At 71.3% G+C, this 18,151-nt stretch carries 17 protein-coding genes; 5 read left to right on the forward strand and 12 right to left on the reverse strand.

Annotated elements, in window-relative coordinates:
• Positions 1–20: 20 nt before the first annotated feature.
• Both JIX55_RS32300 and JIX55_RS32305 read left to right on the forward strand, forming a co-directional pair.
• The gene (locus JIX55_RS32300) at positions 21–1,187 is read left to right on the forward strand and encodes an adenosine deaminase (protein ID WP_257566752.1); all 1,167 of its coding nucleotides are present in this window, start codon (positions 21–23) and stop codon (positions 1,185–1,187) included.
• 133 nt (positions 1,188–1,320) lie between these two features.
• Complete coding sequence (locus JIX55_RS32305; protein WP_257566753.1) at positions 1,321–1,686, forward strand: ATP-binding protein; 366 nt, start codon at positions 1,321–1,323, stop codon at positions 1,684–1,686.
• 89 nt (positions 1,687–1,775) lie between these two features.
• Here the strand turns inward: JIX55_RS32305 and JIX55_RS32310 are convergent, their stop codons facing one another.
• The 5 genes from JIX55_RS32310 to afsQ1 form a co-directional block, all read right to left on the reverse strand.
• Positions 1,776–1,976, reverse strand: coding sequence for a PspC domain-containing protein (locus JIX55_RS32310; RefSeq protein ID WP_257541346.1), 201 nt, complete (start codon positions 1,974–1,976; stop codon positions 1,776–1,778).
• A gap of 125 nt (positions 1,977–2,101) precedes the next feature.
• Positions 2,102–2,656 carry a VanZ family protein gene (locus JIX55_RS32315; protein ID WP_257566754.1) on the reverse strand — a complete coding sequence of 185 codons (555 nt, stop codon included), beginning with the start codon at positions 2,654–2,656 and terminating at the stop codon, positions 2,102–2,104.
• Between the two features lie 238 nt (positions 2,657–2,894).
• Positions 2,895–3,527 carry a hypothetical protein gene (locus tag JIX55_RS32320; RefSeq protein ID WP_443046735.1) on the reverse strand — a complete coding sequence of 211 codons (633 nt, stop codon included), beginning with the start codon at positions 3,525–3,527 and terminating at the stop codon, positions 2,895–2,897.
• 50 nt (positions 3,528–3,577) lie between these two features.
• Entirely contained in the window at positions 3,578–5,170 is a 1,593-nt protein-coding gene (locus JIX55_RS32325; RefSeq protein WP_257566755.1) for a sensor histidine kinase, read from the reverse strand.
• On the reverse strand, positions 5,167–5,844 hold the full coding sequence (gene afsQ1 / locus JIX55_RS32330; protein ID WP_055515961.1) for a two-component system response regulator AfsQ1: 678 nt from the start codon (positions 5,842–5,844) through the stop codon (positions 5,167–5,169). Before afsQ1 ends, JIX55_RS32325 begins: the two co-directional genes overlap by 4 nt.
• Before the next feature lie 308 nt (positions 5,845–6,152).
• Between afsQ1 and JIX55_RS32335 the strand changes: the two genes are divergently transcribed.
• Positions 6,153–6,911, forward strand: a complete 759-nt coding sequence (locus tag JIX55_RS32335) for a SigE family RNA polymerase sigma factor (protein ID WP_257566756.1) — start codon at positions 6,153–6,155, stop codon at positions 6,909–6,911.
• A 245-nt stretch (positions 6,912–7,156) separates the two neighbouring features.
• On the opposite strand, the gene JIX55_RS32340 is transcribed toward JIX55_RS32335, so the two are convergent.
• The 4 genes from JIX55_RS32340 to deoC all read right to left on the reverse strand — a co-directional run bounded on the left by JIX55_RS32340 (position 7,157) and on the right by deoC (position 11,314).
• Positions 7,157–7,786, reverse strand: a complete 630-nt coding sequence (locus tag JIX55_RS32340) for a uridine kinase family protein (protein WP_257566757.1) — start codon at positions 7,784–7,786, stop codon at positions 7,157–7,159.
• A gap of 237 nt (positions 7,787–8,023) precedes the next feature.
• Complete coding sequence (locus JIX55_RS32345; RefSeq protein ID WP_257566758.1) at positions 8,024–8,926, reverse strand: aldehyde dehydrogenase family protein; 903 nt, start codon at positions 8,924–8,926, stop codon at positions 8,024–8,026.
• Positions 8,916–10,355: an aldehyde dehydrogenase family protein gene (locus JIX55_RS32350; protein ID WP_257566759.1), complete on the reverse strand. Its 1,440-nt coding sequence runs from the start codon at positions 10,353–10,355 to the stop codon at positions 8,916–8,918. The genes JIX55_RS32345 and JIX55_RS32350 overlap by 11 nt, the downstream gene beginning before the upstream one ends.
• Before the next feature lie 5 nt (positions 10,356–10,360).
• Positions 10,361–11,314 (reverse strand): deoxyribose-phosphate aldolase, encoded by a 954-nt coding sequence (gene deoC, locus JIX55_RS32355; RefSeq protein ID WP_257569554.1) that lies wholly within the window; start codon positions 11,312–11,314, stop codon positions 10,361–10,363.
• 194 nt (positions 11,315–11,508) lie between these two features.
• On the opposite strand from deoC, the gene JIX55_RS32360 reads away from it, so the two are divergent.
• A complete protein-coding gene (locus tag JIX55_RS32360; protein WP_257566760.1) occupies positions 11,509–12,249 on the forward strand; it encodes a PH domain-containing protein in 741 nt (246 codons plus the stop codon).
• Positions 12,250–12,568: 319 nt separating this feature from the next.
• On the forward strand, positions 12,569–14,422 hold the full coding sequence (locus tag JIX55_RS32365) for a hypothetical protein (RefSeq protein ID WP_257566761.1): 1,854 nt from the start codon (positions 12,569–12,571) through the stop codon (positions 14,420–14,422).
• Between the two features lie 215 nt (positions 14,423–14,637).
• On the opposite strand, the gene JIX55_RS32370 is transcribed toward JIX55_RS32365, so the two are convergent.
• From JIX55_RS32370 to JIX55_RS32380, 3 genes are all read right to left on the reverse strand, one after another.
• Positions 14,638–16,269, reverse strand: coding sequence for a phospho-sugar mutase (locus tag JIX55_RS32370; protein WP_257566762.1), 1,632 nt, complete (start codon positions 16,267–16,269; stop codon positions 14,638–14,640).
• 324 nt (positions 16,270–16,593) lie between these two features.
• Entirely contained in the window at positions 16,594–17,418 is an 825-nt protein-coding gene (locus tag JIX55_RS32375) for a purine-nucleoside phosphorylase (RefSeq protein ID WP_257566763.1), read from the reverse strand.
• A gap of 127 nt (positions 17,419–17,545) precedes the next feature.
• The gene (locus JIX55_RS32380; protein WP_257566764.1) at positions 17,546–17,983 is read right to left on the reverse strand and encodes a gamma-glutamylcyclotransferase; all 438 of its coding nucleotides are present in this window, start codon (positions 17,981–17,983) and stop codon (positions 17,546–17,548) included.
• Between the last annotated feature and the right edge of the window lie 168 nt (positions 17,984–18,151).

The following is an 18,151-nucleotide window of genomic DNA, read 5'->3' on the forward strand; positions in this document are numbered from 1 at the left end:
GTAGGCGTTATCGTGCGGAAATGACGAACCAGACCGACCCGACCGGTAGCACCCCGGATTCGGACCAGATCCGCCGGGCGCCCAAGGTTCTGCTGCACGACCACCTCGACGGCGGGCTGCGCCCCGGCACGATCGTCGAACTCGCCCATGCCTCGGGCTACGCCCCCCAGCTCCCGGAGACCGACCCCGACCGGCTCGGCGTCTGGTTCCGGGAGGCCGCCGACTCCGGTTCGCTGGAGCGGTACTTGGAGACCTTCTCCCACACCGTCGGTGTGATGCAGACCCGGGACGCGCTCTTCCGGGTCGCCGCCGAGTGCGCCGAGGACCTCGCCGCGGACGGCGTCGTCTACGCGGAGGTCCGCTACGCCCCCGAACAGCACCTCGACGGCGGCCTCAGCCTCGAAGAGGTCGTCGAGGCCGTCAACGAGGGCTTCCGGGAGGGTGAGCGGCGGGCCAGGGCCGACGGCCGCCGCATCCGCGTCGGCGCCCTGCTCACCGCCATGCGGCACGCGGCCCGCGCCCTGGAGATCGCCGAACTCGCCAACCGCTACCGCGACCTGGGCGTCGTCGGATTCGACATCGCCGGCGCCGAGGCCGGCTACCCGCCCACCCGGCACCTCGACGCCTTCGAGTTCCTCAAGCGCGAGAACAACCACTTCACCATCCACGCCGGAGAGGCCTTCGGGCTCCCCTCCATCTGGCAGGCGTTGCAGTGGTGCGGCGCCGACCGGCTCGGCCACGGCGTCCGCATCATCGACGACATCCAGGTCCACGAGGACGGCTCCGTGAAGCTCGGCCGCCTCGCCTCCTACGTCCGCGACAAGCGCATCCCGCTGGAGCTGTGCCCCAGTTCCAACCTCCAGACCGGCGCCGCCCGTTCGTACGCCGAGCACCCCATCGGGCTGCTGCGGCGACTGCACTTCCGGGCCACCGTGAACACCGACAACCGGCTGATGTCCCACACGAGCATGAGCCGGGAATTCGAGCACCTTGTCGAGGCTTTCGGCTACACGCTCGACGACATCCAGTGGTTCTCGGTCAATGCTATGAAGTCAGCATTCATTCCTTTCGATGAACGACTGGCCATGATCAATGACGTGATCAAGCCCGGATACGCCGAGTTGAAATCCGAATGGCTGTTCCGGCAAACGTCCTCCACCAGCGGTTCTGGCAACGAACAGAGCTGAACGGCGGCTTCGGGAAGCGGCCGCGCGGGCGGCGACGCGGCCGCTTTTCGATGTTTGCCTGCGGCGGGACTTCGGTGTTTACGTTTCGACACCGCCCATCACCCGTCAAACGCATTCCAAGGACGCATTCCACATGAAGCAGTCTGCTGCCAAGACCCTCGGTGTCGCCGTCGTCGGTGCCGCCATCGCCGCCGCGGGCGCGGGAGCCGCGAACGCCGCCCCGAGCGTGCCCGACGCCTCCCAGGCCCTGGGCGCCGTCACCCAGACGCTGCCCGCGGAGAACATCACGCAGGCGCTGCCGGCCGCCCCCGGCGCCCTCGACCAGGGGCAGAGGGCGCTCGGCGCCGGTCTGGAGACCGCACACCCCGCCACCGCCAACGTCCTCGCCGAGGGGTCGACCGCCCCCGTCGCCGGACTGCTCGGCGGCGTCCCCGCGGGCCAGACCCTCCCCGCCCATGACCTCGGCGTGAACGGCCTGCCCCTCGGCGGCGGCGCCTGAGCCGCACCGCACCGTCCGCCCGTATGGGGCGCACCCTTCAAGGGCGCGCCCCATCGGCGTGTGCGTCAGGTGTCCGCGTCAGGTGTGTGTCACCAGGCCGTGCGGGCCTTCTCCTCCGAGGGGAACAGAATCCACAGGGCTATGTAGAGCAGGAACTGCGGGCCCGGAAGCAGACACGACACCAGGAAGATCACGCGCATCGTGGTCGCGGAGGTGCCGAAGCGCCGTGCCAGCGCTGCGCACACTCCGCCGATCATCCGGCCTTCGGTGGGGCGGGCAAGGCGGCTCATGAGGGCTCCTTCGTCAGCGTAGGACGTCGGCCGCGGGCCGACGGTGGGGGCGGGGCCTCCTTGTGGCCGCCGCTCTCTTTTCCACACCTTCGACGCTACGGTGACGAAGCGGACGAAGCGTCCCTCTATGGAGCCATTCCGACCCTGGGAATCGTCGGGGTCCGACCCTGAGACGTCTCCTCACGGCGCAGGCTCGCCGCACGGACCCGGGTCTCGGCCCTGCGCCGGAACGCCGACCTGACCACCGGTACGACCGCGAGATGGGCGAGGCCCACGCCGACCGTGTTCAGCAGGATCGAGTCGATGTCGACGACCTGACCGGGCACCCCGGTCTGCAACAGCTCGATGGCCAGCGACAGCAGCGCCCCGGCCGCGACCGACCGGGCCAGCGAGGCGAGCGGCGACACGGACAGTCTGCCGTGCGTCATCGGCAGCAGGACGCCCAGCGGAGCGAGCAGCGCGAGCCCCTCGCCGATCCGGCGGGCCGCCTCCGGCCAGCCCAGGGCCACATCGGCTCTGATGCCCGCGAAGGGCCGCAGATTCGCGGGACTCATCCAGGTGACGTCCAGTGGACGCAGCGTGATCCAGGCAACGACCGCGAGATGTGCGGCGAGGAGGACACCCCCCGCCGCACGGACACGGATCCCGGCGCTACCGCCGTTCGTACCTTGAGGCTGCACGCCCCCCAAGACGCGGCCCCCGGCACGATCGGTTCCCCTTTCTTCGTGGCTCGGTTCGCCTCCGGGGCGCCAAAGCCTGTGTCGAGACGGCGATCGTGCTCGGCCCTCCTTCGTCGGGCGCTGCGCGCGTTCGCCGTCTCGACACAGGCGCGCCCCTTCGGCTCACTCGCCGGCTCTTCTGCACTGAGCCCGCAGCGGGCGTCCCGGTGTGCCCCGCAGCGGGCGTCGCCCGGCGCCGTCAGGTTCCCCCGACCTCCGTCGACGGCGGGTTTCCCGCTCCCGGGTCCGACTGGGTCTCCGGGGTGCACTCGTAGCGCCTCAGGGACTCGGCGCTGGTGCTGCCCAGGGCCACCGAGCCGTTGTCGCCGGCGGCGGCGGAGTCGGCGAAGGTGCAGACGATCTGGGCGAGGGCGTACTTGGGGAGGGAGTCGGGGGCGGTGGACAGACGGAGGGCGTCCTCGGGGTCGCCGGGGCGGGGGCCGGTCACCGTGAGGCCGGACGGTACGGCGGTGTCGTAGCCGGCCTCGTCCTCGGCGTCGGAGGGGTCGCCGGCCAGGGCGTCCAGGAGGCCCTGTGCGACGACGACGCGCCGCGCGGGCTCATCGGTGCCCTCGGCCACCTGCACCGAGCGGTTGACCCGCACGAGCGCGCCGGAGCAGAGCAGGAACACCTCGACCGGCATGGACGGGGTCGCCTGCGTCGCGATGTCCGTCACCGACAGCTCGCACGGCACCATCGAGGGCGCCGGAGCGAAGTCCGTCGGCACCTGCGTGGCCCGGATGCCGCAGCCGGCGAGCAGCCCGGCGAGCACCCCGGTCGCGGTCAGGACCCGTACGCCTCGCACGCGTGAGCCCCGTACGCGTACGTCCAGCACTCGCACGCCCTGTCTTCCCGCGTCTCGCCCTCGCGTCTGTCGTATCGTCACTGCCCGTTCCCCTCGATGCCCTCCGGGCCGTCGTCGCCCTGGTCGTCGTCCCGTTCCTCCGCGATCAGCGAGGCGGCGTCACGGGGCAGGCGGAGGGTGAAGACCGCGCCGCCCTTCGGGGAGTTGGCGGCGGTGATCTCGCCGCCGTGGATGTGGGCGTTCTCCAGGGCGATGGACAGGCCGAGGCCGCTGCCCTCGGAGCGGGGGCGGGAGGCGCTCGCCTTGTAGAAACGGTCGAAGACATGCGGGAGGACGTCCTCGGGGATGCCGGGGCCGTGGTCCCGTACCTCGATCAGCAGGTCGTCGCCCTCCTCGCGCACCGAGACGCGCACAGGCGAGCCGCCGTGCTTGAGCGCGTTTCCGATCAGGTTCGCCATGATCACGTCCAGGCGGCGCGGGTCGAGGTTGGCCATGGTGCCGCGCTCGGCGTCCAGCTCCACCGCGTCCAGCCAGGCGCGGGCGTCGATGCAGGCGGTGATCTGGTCGGCGATGTCCACGTCGTCGAGGACCAGCCGGGCCGTGCCCGCGTCGAAGCGGGTGACCTCCATCAGGTTCTCGACCAGGTCGTTCAGGCGCCGCGTCTCGCTGACGACGAGCCGAACGGCCGGTTCGATCATGGGATCGAGACTGCCCGTGTCGGCGTCCAGCTCCTCCTCCAGCACCTCCGTGACGGCGGTGATCGCCGTGAGCGGCGTACGGAGTTCATGGGACATGTCGGCGACGAAGCGGCGCGACGCCTCCTCGCGGGCGCTCATGTCGTCGACCCGCTTCTCCAGGGATTCCGCCGCGAGGTTGAACGTCCGGGAGAGATCGGCCAGTTCGTCCGTGCCGGACACGCGCAGCCGGGTGTCGAGCTTGCCCTCGCCGAGGCGCCGGGCCGCGACACCGAGGCGCTGCACCGGCTTCAGCACGGTCGTCGCGGCGGCCTGCGCGAGCAGCGCCGAGCCGATGAGCGACAGACCCGTCGCGATACCTAGCGACCAGGCCAGCGAGTTGAGGTCGTCCGCCTCCTCCGCCAGGGACTTGCGGATGTAGCCGGTCGGCCCGCCGCCGATCATCTTCGCGCCGCCCACCAGATACGGGGTGTCGCCGTCTATGACCCGCTGCCAGTACACGTGGTACGCGTGCCGGTTGCCCGAGGTGAGCTTCTGCCGCTTGTTCACGGCCTTCTGCAGGGACGCGGGCACGTCCTCCAGTGAGAAGCCGTCCAGCGCGTTGTCGGTCGAGGCACCGGACACCGTCTTGCCGTCGGCGCCCTCGGCGATGAGCAGCACGCTGGAACGCTCGCCGCCCTCCGCCATCCTGCGTGCCGCGATGCGCAGCTGGTCCTGCGTCGGGTTCGGGCGCAACGTGCTCACATGGCTCTGCATCTCCCGCTTGAAGTCGTTGAGTGCCGCGTCCTGGGCGCGGCTCTGCACGGCCTCGCGGTTGAGCCAGTACGCGATACCGGACGCCGACGCGGCCGCCGTGAGCGCCACCAGACCGAAGACGACCACCAGACGCAGCCGCAGACTGGTGAAACGGATCCGGGACTGTACTTTCCTGCGAGCCGCGGACCAGCCGCGGATCCCCCCTCGAGCCTTCGTCACTGAGGAACGTCCAGCCGGTAGCCCACCCCGCGCACGGTACGGATCAGGGTCGGCGACGACGGTACGTCCTCGACCTTGGCGCGCAGCCGCTGCACACACGCGTCCACCAGGCGGGAGTCGCCCAGGTAGTCGTGCTCCCACACCAGACGCAGCAACTGCTGCCGGGACAGGGCCTGTCCGGGGCGGCGGCTCAGCTCCAGGAGCAGCCGCAGCTCGGTGGGCGTCAGCTGGAGGTCCTCGCCGTTCTTCGTCACGGTCATCGCCGCGCGGTCGATCACCAGGCTGCCGAACGTCGCCGCGTCGTTGGCCTCGCGCTCACCGCGCCGCAGCACGGCGCGGATACGGGCGTCCAGGACCCGCCCCTGCACGGGCTTGACGACATAGTCGTCCGCACCGGACTCCAGGCCCACCACGACGTCGATGTCGTCGCTGCGCGCGGTGAGCAGGATGATCGGCAGCTGGTCGGTGCGCCGGATCCGCCGGCACACCTCGAAGCCGTCGATTCCAGGCAGCATCACGTCCAAAACGATCAGATCCGGCCGCTGTTCGCGCAGCAGCTTGAGACCATCCTCGCCGGTGGCGGCGGTGGCGACACGGTGCCCCTGGCGCGTCAGTGAGAGCTCCAGGGCCGTGCGGATGGCGTCGTCGTCCTCGATCAGCAACAGGGAAGGCACGGGCTCATTCTGGCCCATGGCATGGCGCTGAATCGACCGTTGGAGCGCTCCAACCCGACACCCGCACATGATCGTGCCGTTCGCGTAGCCGTACGACTCTTCTCTGTGATCAACCTGTGCCCCGCCTGGGGCCGACCCCTGTGACAGGTCTGTGACAGTCGGAGGACACGGCCATGAAAGTGGGCGGGCAATCTTTTCGGCACAGGCAAGGAAACACCGCCCGACAGCACGAAGGGGCGGAGCCGGGAAGCACGAACGAGCACCACAGCACAGCACCACAACCGGAACTCCACGACGGGGGGCGCGAGATGAACACGCTGCACAGCACCAGCACTAGCGCAGTTGTCACGCGTCTCCACGACGTCGTCCGGAACGCGGAGAAGTCCGGTGCCGTGAGCGGGCGGGGGTGCGCTCGCGGCACCGGGCGTCAGCACACCACGTACATGTCGGTGGTTGACGCGCATGTGGGGGGAAGCAACACGGGGGTCACCCACGGGGGAACGGGGACCGCGTACGGGGAGGGCACGGGGGAACGCCGGTCTGGGTCGGAGGCGGAATTCACCGCCTACGTCCAGGAGCGTCGTGCCTCCCTGTACGCAACCGCCTACCACCTGACCGGAGACCGCTTCGAGGCCGAGGACCTGCTGCAGAGCGCGCTGTTCTCGACCTACCGGGCCTGGGACCGGATCAGTGACAAGGCCGCGGTCGGGGGCTACCTCCGCCGCACCATGACCAATCTGCACATCAGCGCGTGGCGCCGCCGCAAGCTGAACGAGTACCCGACCGAGGAACTGCCGGAGACCGCCGGTGACACGGACGCGATGCGCGGCACCGAACTGCGCGCCGTCCTGTGGCAGGCGCTCGCCCGGCTCCCCGAACTCCAGCGGACGATGCTGGTCCTCCGTTACTACGAGGGCCGCACCGACCCGGAGATCGCGGAGATCCTCGACATCAGTGTCGGCACGGTGAAGTCCAGCATCTGGCGGTCGCTCCGCCGGCTGCGCGAGGACGAGGTCCTCAGCTTCGGCCGTGACGAGGAGGAGTCCTTCGGGGAGCTTGTCGCCTGAAGGTCTGTGGGGGGAAGCAAGTAACGGGGGAAAGCGGGGGGAGTACGGGGGAACGAGGGACGTCACGGTGGCGCGGGGGAGCGCCGGCGTGACGGCCGGGGGAAAACCGGCGGGGGTCCGGGGGGACCACGACGGTTGTGTCACGGGGACAACGGGGGAAGCGGGACTGGAGGGCCGGGGGGTCCGTCCAGTCCCGCTTTCATGTGTGCCGGGTGTCTACGGTTGCGGAGGGGCCGTGCGACCGCTCACGCCGTCGCCTTCGCGCTGTGGCCCGCGGCGGCCGCGGCCAGACGCCCCAGCGCCTCGTCCCTGTCGCACGGGTGGGCGCCCAACTCCGTCTGCCGGGCCACGATCGAGCGCTCCAGACGCATCAGCCGCCAGCCGCGCCGCAGCAGGAAGGGCACCGACTTGCGGCCCTCCTTCAGATCGCGCAGGAAGCGGCGGCGGAAGGTCGTCACCGCACCACGGGTCAGGCACAGGGCGTCGGCGAGGACACCGAGTTCACGGCAGCGCCCGACGATCTCGGCGGCGAAGATGCCCTCGGCGATGAAGACCGGGGTCCGCTCGATGTGCAGGGCCTCGGCGCCGGTACGCGCGCTGAGCGAGATGTCGTACGTCGGGACGGTCGTACTGCCCGTGCGGCACAGCTCCTCGATCGCCGCGACGGCGACGTCCGCGTCCCACGACAGCGGGTGGTCCCAGTCGATGTCGGCGCTACCCTCCACCTGCGGCAGCGTCGGGTCGTCGCCCTCCTTGTAGAAGTCGTCGAGCCGCAGCACGGGCAGGCCGGAGCGGGCGGCGAGAAGGGACTTGCCTGAGCCGGACGGACCGGACAGCAGGACGACCCGGGTCGGTATCGGAGGATGCGCACTCACGAGAGTCCAGTGTGCGGCATCGGGCGGCTCTCGCCGAGTGGGCGGGTCGCCCATGGAGCACACATCACACCTCGACCACCGTACGTATCTCCATGATCGCTTTCCGAAGTGGAAGTGGAAGCGCGCAGGAGGAAGTGGCACCGCCGCTGAGTGCCCGCACGTTGAGCGGGGAACTGCGCGGCCGGCCACGGACGGCCTGTACCGTCCCGACGGCCCGCAGTTCCCCCACGCTCTGATTCAGTACGCCGACCCGGACGCGCCCAGCGAGCCCGTCGGGTGCCACACCGTCTTCGTCTCCAGGAACGCCGTCATACGGTCGATGCCCGGCATGGCCGACCAGTCGTCCACAGGCTGTGGACGGAGGACGCGCTTCAGGTTGTCGGCCGCCGCGATCTCCAGTTCCTTCGCCAGTACGTCGTCCGCGCCGGCCAGGTCGATCGCGTTGACGTCCTGGTGGGCGGCGAGGGGGGCCGCGATCTCCGCCGTACGGCCGGAGAGGACGTTGACGACACCGCCGGGGACATCGGAGGTGGCCAGCACCTCGCCCAGCGACAGTGCGGGGAGCGGGGACTTCTCGCTCGCCACCACGACCGCCGTGTTGCCCGTGGCGATCACCGGGGCGACGACCGAGACCAAGCCCAGGAAGGACGACTCCTGGGGGGCCAGGACCGCGACCACGCCCGTGGGTTCGGGGGAGGAGAGGTTGAAGTACGGGCCCGCGACCGGGTTTCCGCCGCCGACGACCTGGGCGATCTTGTCGGTCCAGCCCGCGTACCAGACCCAGCGGTCGATCGTCGCCTCCACCTGGGCGGCGGCCTTCGACCGCGACAGGCCCTCGGCGTCGGCGACCTCGTGGACGAACTGGCTTTTGCGGCCCTCCAGCATCTCCGCCACGCGGTAGAGGACCTGGCCGCGGTTGTACGCCGTCGCGCCGGACCAGGAGCCGAACGCCTTGCGGGCGGCGACGACCGCGTCACGGGCGTCCTTGCGGGAGGAAAGGGGCGCGTTCGCCAGCCACTTGTCCTTCGAGTCCGTCACCTCGTACACCCGGCCGCTCTCGGAACGCGGGAACTTCCCGCCGACGTACAGCTTGTAGGTCTTGAAGACACTCAGACGCTGCTGCTCGGACTTATCGGACATCGAGGTACGCCTCCAGGCCGTGGCGGCCGCCTTCGCGGCCGAAGCCCGACTCCTTGTAGCCGCCGAACGGCGAGGTCGGATCGAACTTGTTGAACGTGTTGGACCAGACGACGCCCGCGCGGAGCTTGTTCGCGACGGCCAGGATCCGGGAGCCCTTCTCGGTCCAGATGCCCGCCGAGAGGCCGTACTGGGTGTTGTTGGCCTTGGCGACGGCCTCGTCCGGGGTGCGGAAGGTCAGGACGGAGAGGACCGGGCCGAAGATCTCGTCCCTCGCGATCGTGTGCGCCTGGGTGACGTTCGTGAAGAGCGTCGGGGCGAACCAGTAACCCGCGGAGGGCAGTTCACAGGCCGGGGACCAGCGTTCGGCGCCCTCGGACTCGCCGCGCTCGACGAGCGCGGTGATGCGCGTGAGCTGCTCCTCGGAGTTGATCGCGCCGATGTCCGTGTTCTTGTCGAGGGGGTCGCCGAGGCGCAGGGTCGCAAGGCGCCGCTTCAGGGAGTCGAGCAGCTCGTCCTGGATCGACTCCTGGACCAGGAGGCGGCTGCCCGCGCAGCAGACCTGGCCCTGGTTGAAGAAGATGCCGTTCACGATGCCCTCGACGGCCTGGTCGATCGGGGCGTCGTCGAAGACGATGTTCGCGCCCTTGCCGCCGAGTTCGAGGGTGAGCTTCTTGCGGGTACCGGCGACCGTCTTCGCGATCTCCTTGCCGACGGCCGTGGAGCCGGTGAAGGCGACCTTGTTCACGTCCGGGTGCCCGACCAGGGCGGCGCCGGTGTCGCCGTATCCGGGAAGGATGTTGACGACGCCCTTCGGGAGGCCCGCCTGGCGGCAGATGTCCGCGAAGAAGAGGGCGGAGAGCGGGGTCGTCTCGGCGGGCTTCAGGACGACCGTGTTGCCGGTCGCCAGGGCCGGGGCGATCTTCCACGCCAGCATCAGCAGGGGGAAGTTCCAGGGGATGACCTGGCCCGCCACGCCGAGGGGGCGGGGGTTCGCGCCGAAGCCCGCGTGGTCGAGTTTGTCGGCCCAGCCCGCGTAGTAGAAGAAGTGCGCGGCGACCAGGGGGAGGTCGGCGTCGCGGGTCTCCTTGATGGGCTTGCCGTTGTCGAGGGTTTCGAGGACGGCCAGCTCGCGGGAGCGCTCCTGGACGATGCGGGCGATGCGGAACAGGTACTTCGCGCGCTCCGCGCCGGGGAGCGCGGACCACTTCCCGAAGGCCTTGCGCGCCGCCTTCACCGCGCGGTCCACGTCCGCCTCGCCGGCCCGGGCGATCTCGGAGAGGACCTCTTCGGAGGCGGGGCTGACCGTCTTGAAGACCTTGCCGTCGGCGGCCTCGGTGAACTCGCCGTCGATGAACAGGCCGTACGAGGGCGCGATGTCGACGATCGCGCGGGACTCGGGTGCGGGTGCGTAATCGAACGCGGATGCCATGGTGATCAGTCCACCGTCACGTAGTCGGGGCCGGAGTAGCGGCCGGTGGCCAGCTTCTGGCGCTGCATCAGCAGGTCGTTGAGGAGCGAGGACGCGCCGAAGCGGAACCAGTGGTTGTCCAGCCAGTCCTCGCCGACGGTCTCGTTGACCAGGACGAGGAACTTGATCGCGTCCTTGGTGGTGCGGATGCCGCCGGCGGGCTTGACGCCGACCTGGACGCCGGTCTGGGCCCGGAAGTCGCGTACGGCTTCCAGCATGAGGAGGGTGTTGGCGGGGGTGGCGTTCACCGCGACCTTGCCGGTGGACGTCTTGATGAAGTCGGCACCGGCGAGCATGCCGAGCCAGCTGGCGCGGCGGATGTTGTCGTACGTCGAGAGTTCGCCGGTCTCGAAGATGACCTTGAGGCGGGCGGCGGTGCCGCAGGCCTCCTTCACGGCGATGATCTCGTCGTGCACCTTCAGGTAGTTCCCCGCGAGGAACGCGCCGCGGTCGATGACCATGTCGATCTCGTCGGCACCGGCGGTGACGGCCTCGCGGACGTCGGCCAGCTTCACGGCGAGGGGGGCGCGACCGGCCGGGAAGGCGGTGGCGACGGAGGCGACCTTGACCGTGGAGCCGGCGACGGCGGCCTTGGCGGCGGGCACCATGTCGGGGTAGACGCAGACCGCGGCCGTGGCGGGGGTCGTGCGGTCGGTGGGATCGGGGAGGACCGCCTTGGCGCCCAGGGACCGGACCTTGCCCGGGGTGTCCGCGCCTTCCAGGGTCGTCAGGTCGACCATGGAGATGGCCAGGTCGATGGCGTACGCCTTGGCGGTCGTCTTGATGGAACGGGTGCCGAGGGAGGCGGCGCGCGCCTCCAGGCCGACCGGGTCGACGCCGGGCAGCCCGTGGAGGAAGCGGCGCAGCGTGCTGTCGGACGCGGTGGCGTCGGCGAGAGCGTGGGGTGCAGCTGTGGACATGGTCACCAGACGAGCATATCTACGCGCGTAGCGGGTGTACAGCCCCCGATGTCGATGTGGGCGCCCACGAGCTCGGGGCGTGCGGTGATCGGGCGGGTACGGGTGGTGTGTGGCTGATCGCACAGTTCCCCGCGCCCCTTATGGGCGGGACCTGGGCTGCGAACAGTCGCGGGACGTCGGGCAGAATCGGACGTATGAGCACCTCGGATCAATCGTCGCCCGAACCGGAGCCGGCTCGGAAGCGTGCGGAGGCTGTGACGGCTTCGGAGACCCCGAAGGCCGAGCAGGCTCCGGTGGCTGCGGCGGCCCCTGCGTCGAAGCGTGACAAGCCCGTGTACAAGGACCGGGTGTACCGGTCGCCCGCCGGACTGGTGGGCGGGGTGTTGCTGCTGGGGCTGTTCGGGTGGCTCGGTGGGGATGCGGTGGTGTCGGGGGAGGGGCGTACGCCGTGGCTGGCGTTGGCCTCGTTGTTGGTGGGTGTGCCGGTGGTGGTCGCCTTCTCGGTTCGGCCGGCTGTTTTCGCCAATGATGATCGGCTGCGGGTGCGGAATCCGTTGCGGGTGATCGAGCTGCCCTGGGCGAGCGTCGTCTCGCTGCGGTCGGGTTACAGCAATGAGGTCATCGACTCGGGCGGCGTCAAGTATCAGCTCTGGGCGATTCCCGTATCGCTGCGTGCCCGGAAGAAGGCGGCTCGGCACCAGGCCCGGGAGGCTCAGCGGGCGGCCAAGGGGGACGGCGGTGGCCGTACGTCCGTGGACGCGCGGCCCGTGCGGGCGGAGACCGATCAGGTCATGGCGGATCTGCGGGAGTTGTGCGAGGCGCGGGCGAAGGCGGCCGGGTCGCAGGGGGAGCCGAGCGTGCGGTGGGCCTGGGAGATCGTGGGGCCGGCGGTGGCCGGGGCGGTGCTGCTGGTGATCCTGATCGCGGTGGGGTGACCGGCCCCGCGCGGCTGAACTGTCGGCCGGTACGTCGGTGCGGGGCGCCCCTCCCCGGGTAGCCGAAGAAGGGGCGACAGGGCGCCTGATGCCGGGCGCTCCTGGGGGAATGGCTCCGGACATCTGTTCTATGGTGGCGTGAAACGCGCCGGACGAGACGTCCGGGAAGCATGCGACAGCCCAACTCCCTGAGCATCAGGGTGCGTTGGGCCACCGCGTGCCGTGCGTCCCGCCTCCACAGCTTGGTCCGCTTGGATCGCCTCGGATCGCGCGCGGCGAACGGCGCAACCACGACGGCGGCCGGAGTGTCCACAGAACGATGAGTACGAACCTTGAGCCCCAGCCCCATCCCCAGACCGGGCCCCCGCCGCCGCTACGGCTGCCCGTGTCCGCCGTGCCCGAGGGCTGTGTCGCCTGGAGCGGGGACAAGATGGAGGTCTGGGCGCGGACCCGGCCGCCCGTCTGGGTGCCGGCCCGGACGCGCCCCCTGCACCTCCTCGCCGTGGTCCCGGGCGGCCTGATCGTCGGCTTCTGGCTGGCGAACTTCGCGGGCGTGCTCGCCGCCCTCGCCGCGCTGGTCCCGCTGCAACTGGTGTGGACCCTGGTCAGGCCCGAGGTCGTACGGTTCTCGGCGCCCGTCCTCATGCTCCTGCTGGCCTGGCACGGGGGCAGCCGCGACGTGGCGACCCTGCTGGGCACCCTCGCCGTGACCTTCACCTGGGCCATGGCAGAGATCCGGCTGAGCAAGCGCAGGCTCCAGCGGCAGTGGGCCCTGGCGGCGGCCGAGGGTGCGACGGCCACGGTGCCCGACGAGGCGGGGCCGCTGCGGCGCGGCCGGTTCCTCATCGGGCTCGGCTGGGTGCTGACCGTACTCGGCGTGGCGCTGCTCACCCTCGCCTCCGGCTGGGACGTCGCCACCGACCGGCACGAGGCCACGCTCGTCGGCTGGTTCGTGGTCGGCTGGGGGCTCACCTCACTGCTCTCCGGGTGGCTGGGGCGCCGCCGGGCCGCCGCGCTGCGGGGCGCTCCCGTGCCGGTGCTCCGGGTGCTCGTTCGGGACGGCGCCGACGGCGACGCCGAGGTCTTCGCCGCCGACGATGTGGCGGCGCTGCGGCCGCTGTTCACCGTCGCGGCCGAGGAGTGGTACGAGGAGAGCGACGAGGAGGACGAGGAGCGCATCAGCGCGGAGGAGCTCGACGAACTCCTCGACGCCGTCGAGAGCGACGACGATGACGATGACGACGAGCAGCCCGGCCCCCTGCGCGAGGCCGTGCTGTACGGGCCGCCGCACGAGGGCGCCGAGGTGGTGATCGTCAGCGCGGCGGAGAAGCCGGAGGGGTCGGCGGGATCGGAGAAGCCGGAGGGGTCTCAGGGGCCGGACGGACCGAGCGAGTCGGAGCAGCCCGGGGATCCGCGGGGACCGGTGGACCTGAAGAAGCCGGCACAGCAAGGCGACGCGGACGCATCCGAGGGGGGCGGGGGTTCGCCCGCGGAGCTGGTCGTCGAGTCGTCGACCGGGCCGGTGCGACCGCTGTCCGATCGGGCCGTACGGCGTCGGGCCGCCGCGCAGAAGGCCAGGGCGAGGCGGAGCACGGTCCACGAGGAGCTGCGTGCCACGGCCGTCACGGAGAGCAGGGCGCGGCTGGGAGACGAGCCGGTATCCGTAAGGCGCTGGCGGGCGGGGTGGCCCGACTGGACCTCCGCCCTCTCCATGATCGCCGCGATCGCCGTCATCGGGCTGTACCCGAACGGGCTGAAGCAGTACGTCCTCGGTGGCATCCTCGGTGTCTTCGGAGTCCTGGTGCTGCCCCAGATGCTGGCCTGGCGCATCACGGCCGACCGCTCGGGCCTGTGGCTGAGCGACTGGCGGGGGGCACGGCACATCGAGTGGGACCACCTCCTGACCGTCCAGTGCAGCGGTTCCGTGCTGACGGTCGACAGCCGCCGGGCGTCGTTCCCGACCTGGACGGTCCGGGCGGAGCGCTGGCGCTGGCTGGAGCGGAAGCTGCGCCTGGTCCACCCGTACGAGAGGACCGCCGCCGAGATCACCGCCATGTGGCGGGAGCCCGCGCTGCGGCCCGGCGGGGAGTACGGGGGCCGAGGCCTGCCCTTGTGGCCGTTGAGCGTGGTGCTGGCCGTGCTGTGGGTGGCGGCGCTGGTGCTGGCGCCATAACCGCTCCCCGGCCGGTCCCTGGCCCGAACGCACGGAGGCCCCGGGCTGGTCCCCCGGCCCGAATGCACGGAAGCCCCGGCCGGTCCCTGGCCCGAACGCACGGAGGCCCCGGCTGGATCACCGGCCTGAACGCACGACAGCCCCGGCCGGATCCCCGGCCGGGGCTTCGCCGTGCTCGGGGGCGGGGCAGATGCCCGCCGCCGTGGTCGGGACGGTCAGATACCCGCCGCCGCCGACAGGTCCTGCTTGATCCCGGCGAGCAGGCCGGCCGCCTTCGCACGGGCCGCGGGGAGACCGGCGTGGGCGGCGACCGGCACCACGACCTCCAGGTAGCACTTCAGCTTGGGTTCCGTGCCGCTGGGGCGGACGATCACGCGGGCGCCGTGGAGGGTGTAGCGCAGACCGTCCGTGGGCGGGAGCTTGTCCGTGCCCTGGGTGAGGTCCTCGGCCTTGGTGACGGCCAGGCCGGCGAGGGCGGTCGGGGGCTGCTCGCGGAGCCGCTCCATCGCGCGCGCGATGAGCGAGAGGTCCTGGACGCGGACCGAGAGCTGGTCGGTGGCGTGCAGACCGTGCTCGACGGCGATGTCGTCCAGGAGGTCGAGGAGGGTGCGGTTCGCTTCCTTGAGTTCGGAAGCCAGTTCGGTGATGAGGAGGGCCGCGGTGATGCCGTCCTTGTCGCGTACGCCCTCGGGGTCGACGCAGTAGCCGAGCGCCTCCTCGTAGCCGTAGCGCAGGTCCTCGACGCGGGCGATCCACTTGAAGCCGGTGAGGGTCTCCTCATAGGCGAGGCCCGCCCTCTCGGCGATACGGCCGAGGAGGGAGGAGGAGACGATCGACTCGGCGAAGGTGCCGCGCGCGCCGCGCCGGACCAGGTGGGTGGCGAGGAGCGCGCCCACCTCGTCGCCGCGCAGCATCCGCCAGTCGGCGCCGTCCTTCACCGCCACCGCGCAGCGGTCCGCGTCCGGGTCGTTCGCGACGATCAGGTCGGGATCCGTCTCGCGGGCCTTCGCGAAGGCGAGGTCCATCGCGCCGGGCTCTTCCGGGTTGGGGAAGGCGACCGTCGGGAAGTCCGGGTCCGGGTCGGCCTGCTCGGCGACGAGAACCGGCTCCGGGAAGCCGGCCCGCGCGAACGCGGCGACGAGCGTGTCCTTGCCGACGCCGTGCATGGCCGTGTAGACCGTGCGGGCGGTGCGCGGGGAGCCGGGGGCGAGGACCGCGTCCGTACGGGCCAGATAGGCGTCCAGGACGGTGTCGTCGAGGGTGTCCCAGCCGGCCTCGGGGCGGGGGACGTCGTTGAGGGACCGAACGGCGGCGATCTCGGCGGCGATCTCCGCGTCGGCCGGGGGCACGATCTGGGAGCCGTCGCCCAGGTAGACCTTGTACCCGTTGTCGCGCGGCGGGTTGTGGCTGGCCGTGACCTCGACGCCCGCGACCGCGCCCAGGTGCCTGATGGCGAAGGCCAGGACGGGCGTGGGGAGGGGGTGGGGGAGGACGGCCGCGCGGAGGCCGGCGCCGGTCATCACGGCGGCCGTGTCGCGGGCGAAGTCGGCGGACTTGTGGCGGGCGTCGTAGCCGATGACGACGAGGCCGCCGGTGGCGCCCTTCTTGTCCAGGTACGCCGCGAGGCCCGCGGCGGCGCGGATGACGACCGAGCGGTTCATGCGCAGGGGGCCGGCGCCGAGTTCGCCGCGGAGGCCTGCCGTGCCGAACTGGAGGGTGCCGGAGAAGCGGGCGGTGAGTTCCGCCGTGTCCGCCCCGTCGATCAGCTTGGCGAGTTCGTCACGGGTTTCCGGGTCGGGGTCCTCGGCCAGCCACGCCTTGGCGCGGGCGATCAGGTCGTCGTGCACGGGGTCAACCTCTCGTCCTGTGTTTGTGCGGTCCGTGCGGGGTGGGGTGCGGGTGGAAGGTGCGGGGTGCGGGGTGCGGGTCCGATTGTCCTCGCCCCCGCCGTCCCTGCCCGTCCGGTCCCGTCCCAGGGGGCTGCGCCCCCTGACCCCGCTCGGTGCGTTGTCGGGTGCGGGTGGGTGGGGGCTGGTCGCGCAGTTCCCCGCGCCCCTGGAAGCACGGGGCGCCCGGGGTTTTCCAGGGGGGCGAGCAACCACGCACCACCCGCAGCCGCCCACGAACCCCCGCCCCCGGGTTCTCCCGCGCGGGGGCGGTGGACCCCTTGCCTACAGCCGGTCCAGTACCCGTGTCAGCAGCTCGCCCATGCGCGTCGCCGAGTCGCGGCCCGCCTGGAGGACCTCCTCGTGGTTGAGGGGCTCACCCGTCATGCCGGCTGCCAGGTTCGTCACGAGGGAGATGCCCAGGATCTCGGCGCCCGCCTCGCGCGCGGCGATGGCCTCCAGGACCGTGGACATGCCGACCAGGTCCGCGCCGATGACGCGGGCCATGCGGATCTCGGCCGGGGTCTCGTAGTGGGGGCCGGTGAACTGCGCGTAGACGCCCTCTTCGAGAGAGGGGTCGATCTCCTTGCAGAGGGCGCGCAGGCGCGGAGAGTAGAGGTCCGTGAGGTCCACGAAGTTCGCGCCGATGATCGGCGACGTGGCCGTCAGGTTCAGATGGTCGCTGATCAGGACCGGCTGGCCGGGACGCATGCCCTCGCGGAGGCCGCCGCAGCCGTTGGTGAGGACGATCGTCTTGACACCGGCCGCGACGGCCGTGCGGACGCCGTGCGCGACGGCGGCGACGCCGCGGCCCTCGTAGTAGTGGGTGCGGCCCAGGAAGACGAGCGCGCGCTTGTCACCGATCCTGTACGAGCGGATCTTGCCGCCGTGCCCCTCGACCGCCGGCGGCGGGAAGCCGGGCAGCTCGGTGACCTGGAACTCGGCCTCGGGGGCGCCGAGCGCGTCCACGGCCGGGGCCCAGCCGGAGCCCATCACGAGGGCGACGTCGTGTGTCTCGGCACCCGTAAGCTCGCGCAGGCGCGCGGCTGCGGCGTCGGCGGCGGCGTGGGGGTCGCCCTGGATGTCGTCCGGAAGAAGAGATGCGTTCACGCGATGAGGGTATCCGGTCCGAGCCTACGCGCGTAGATGACGGGACTCACGGGACGGGGATCGTTGTCTTGTCGTTTCCAACAGTGGTTTCGGGCGGAGGGTGTGCTCGCGCCCTTCGGTCTGCTCCTCAACAGGGGCGCTTGCGCAGTTCCATCACGTAGTCGTGGGGCGCGCCCGCCGACTCCGCCGCGTCCGCGACCTCGCCCAGATAGCGGGCCGAGGGCAGGCCGCCCTCGTAGCCGTTGAGGACGTAGACCCAGGCCGCTTCCTGACCCTCCAGCGTGTGTACGCGGACCCGCATCCGGCGGTATATGTCGAGGCCGACGCCGACCCAGCGGTCCATCGCCTCCTCGTCCATGGGGGCGATGTCGTACAGCGCCACGAAGACCTGGGAGCGCGGTGCCTCGACGACCGTGGCCAGCGCGCCCTCCCAGCCCATGTGCTCGCCGCCGAACGTCAGCCGCCAGTCGTTCAGCCAGCCGGTTGCGCGCAGCGGGGAGTGGGGGGCGCGGCGGGACATCAGCCGCGCGTCCATGTTGCCGGCGTAGGCGGCGTAGAGCGACATGGGGGAGAGAGTACGGGAGCGCTCCGCTTCGGGTGCCGGGGAACTTGGGTTGTGCTTCGGGTGCGGGTCGGTGGGGGCTGGTCGCGCAGTTCCCCGCGCCCCTGAAACGGCCCTTCGGGCCGATCAGGGGCGCCCCGCACCCCGGCGCAGGCGCATCGGCCGTCGTAC

This window comes from Streptomyces sp. DSM 40750, assembly GCF_024612035.1.
In the GTDB taxonomy this organism is placed as follows: Bacteria; Actinomycetota; Actinomycetes; order Streptomycetales; family Streptomycetaceae; genus Streptomyces.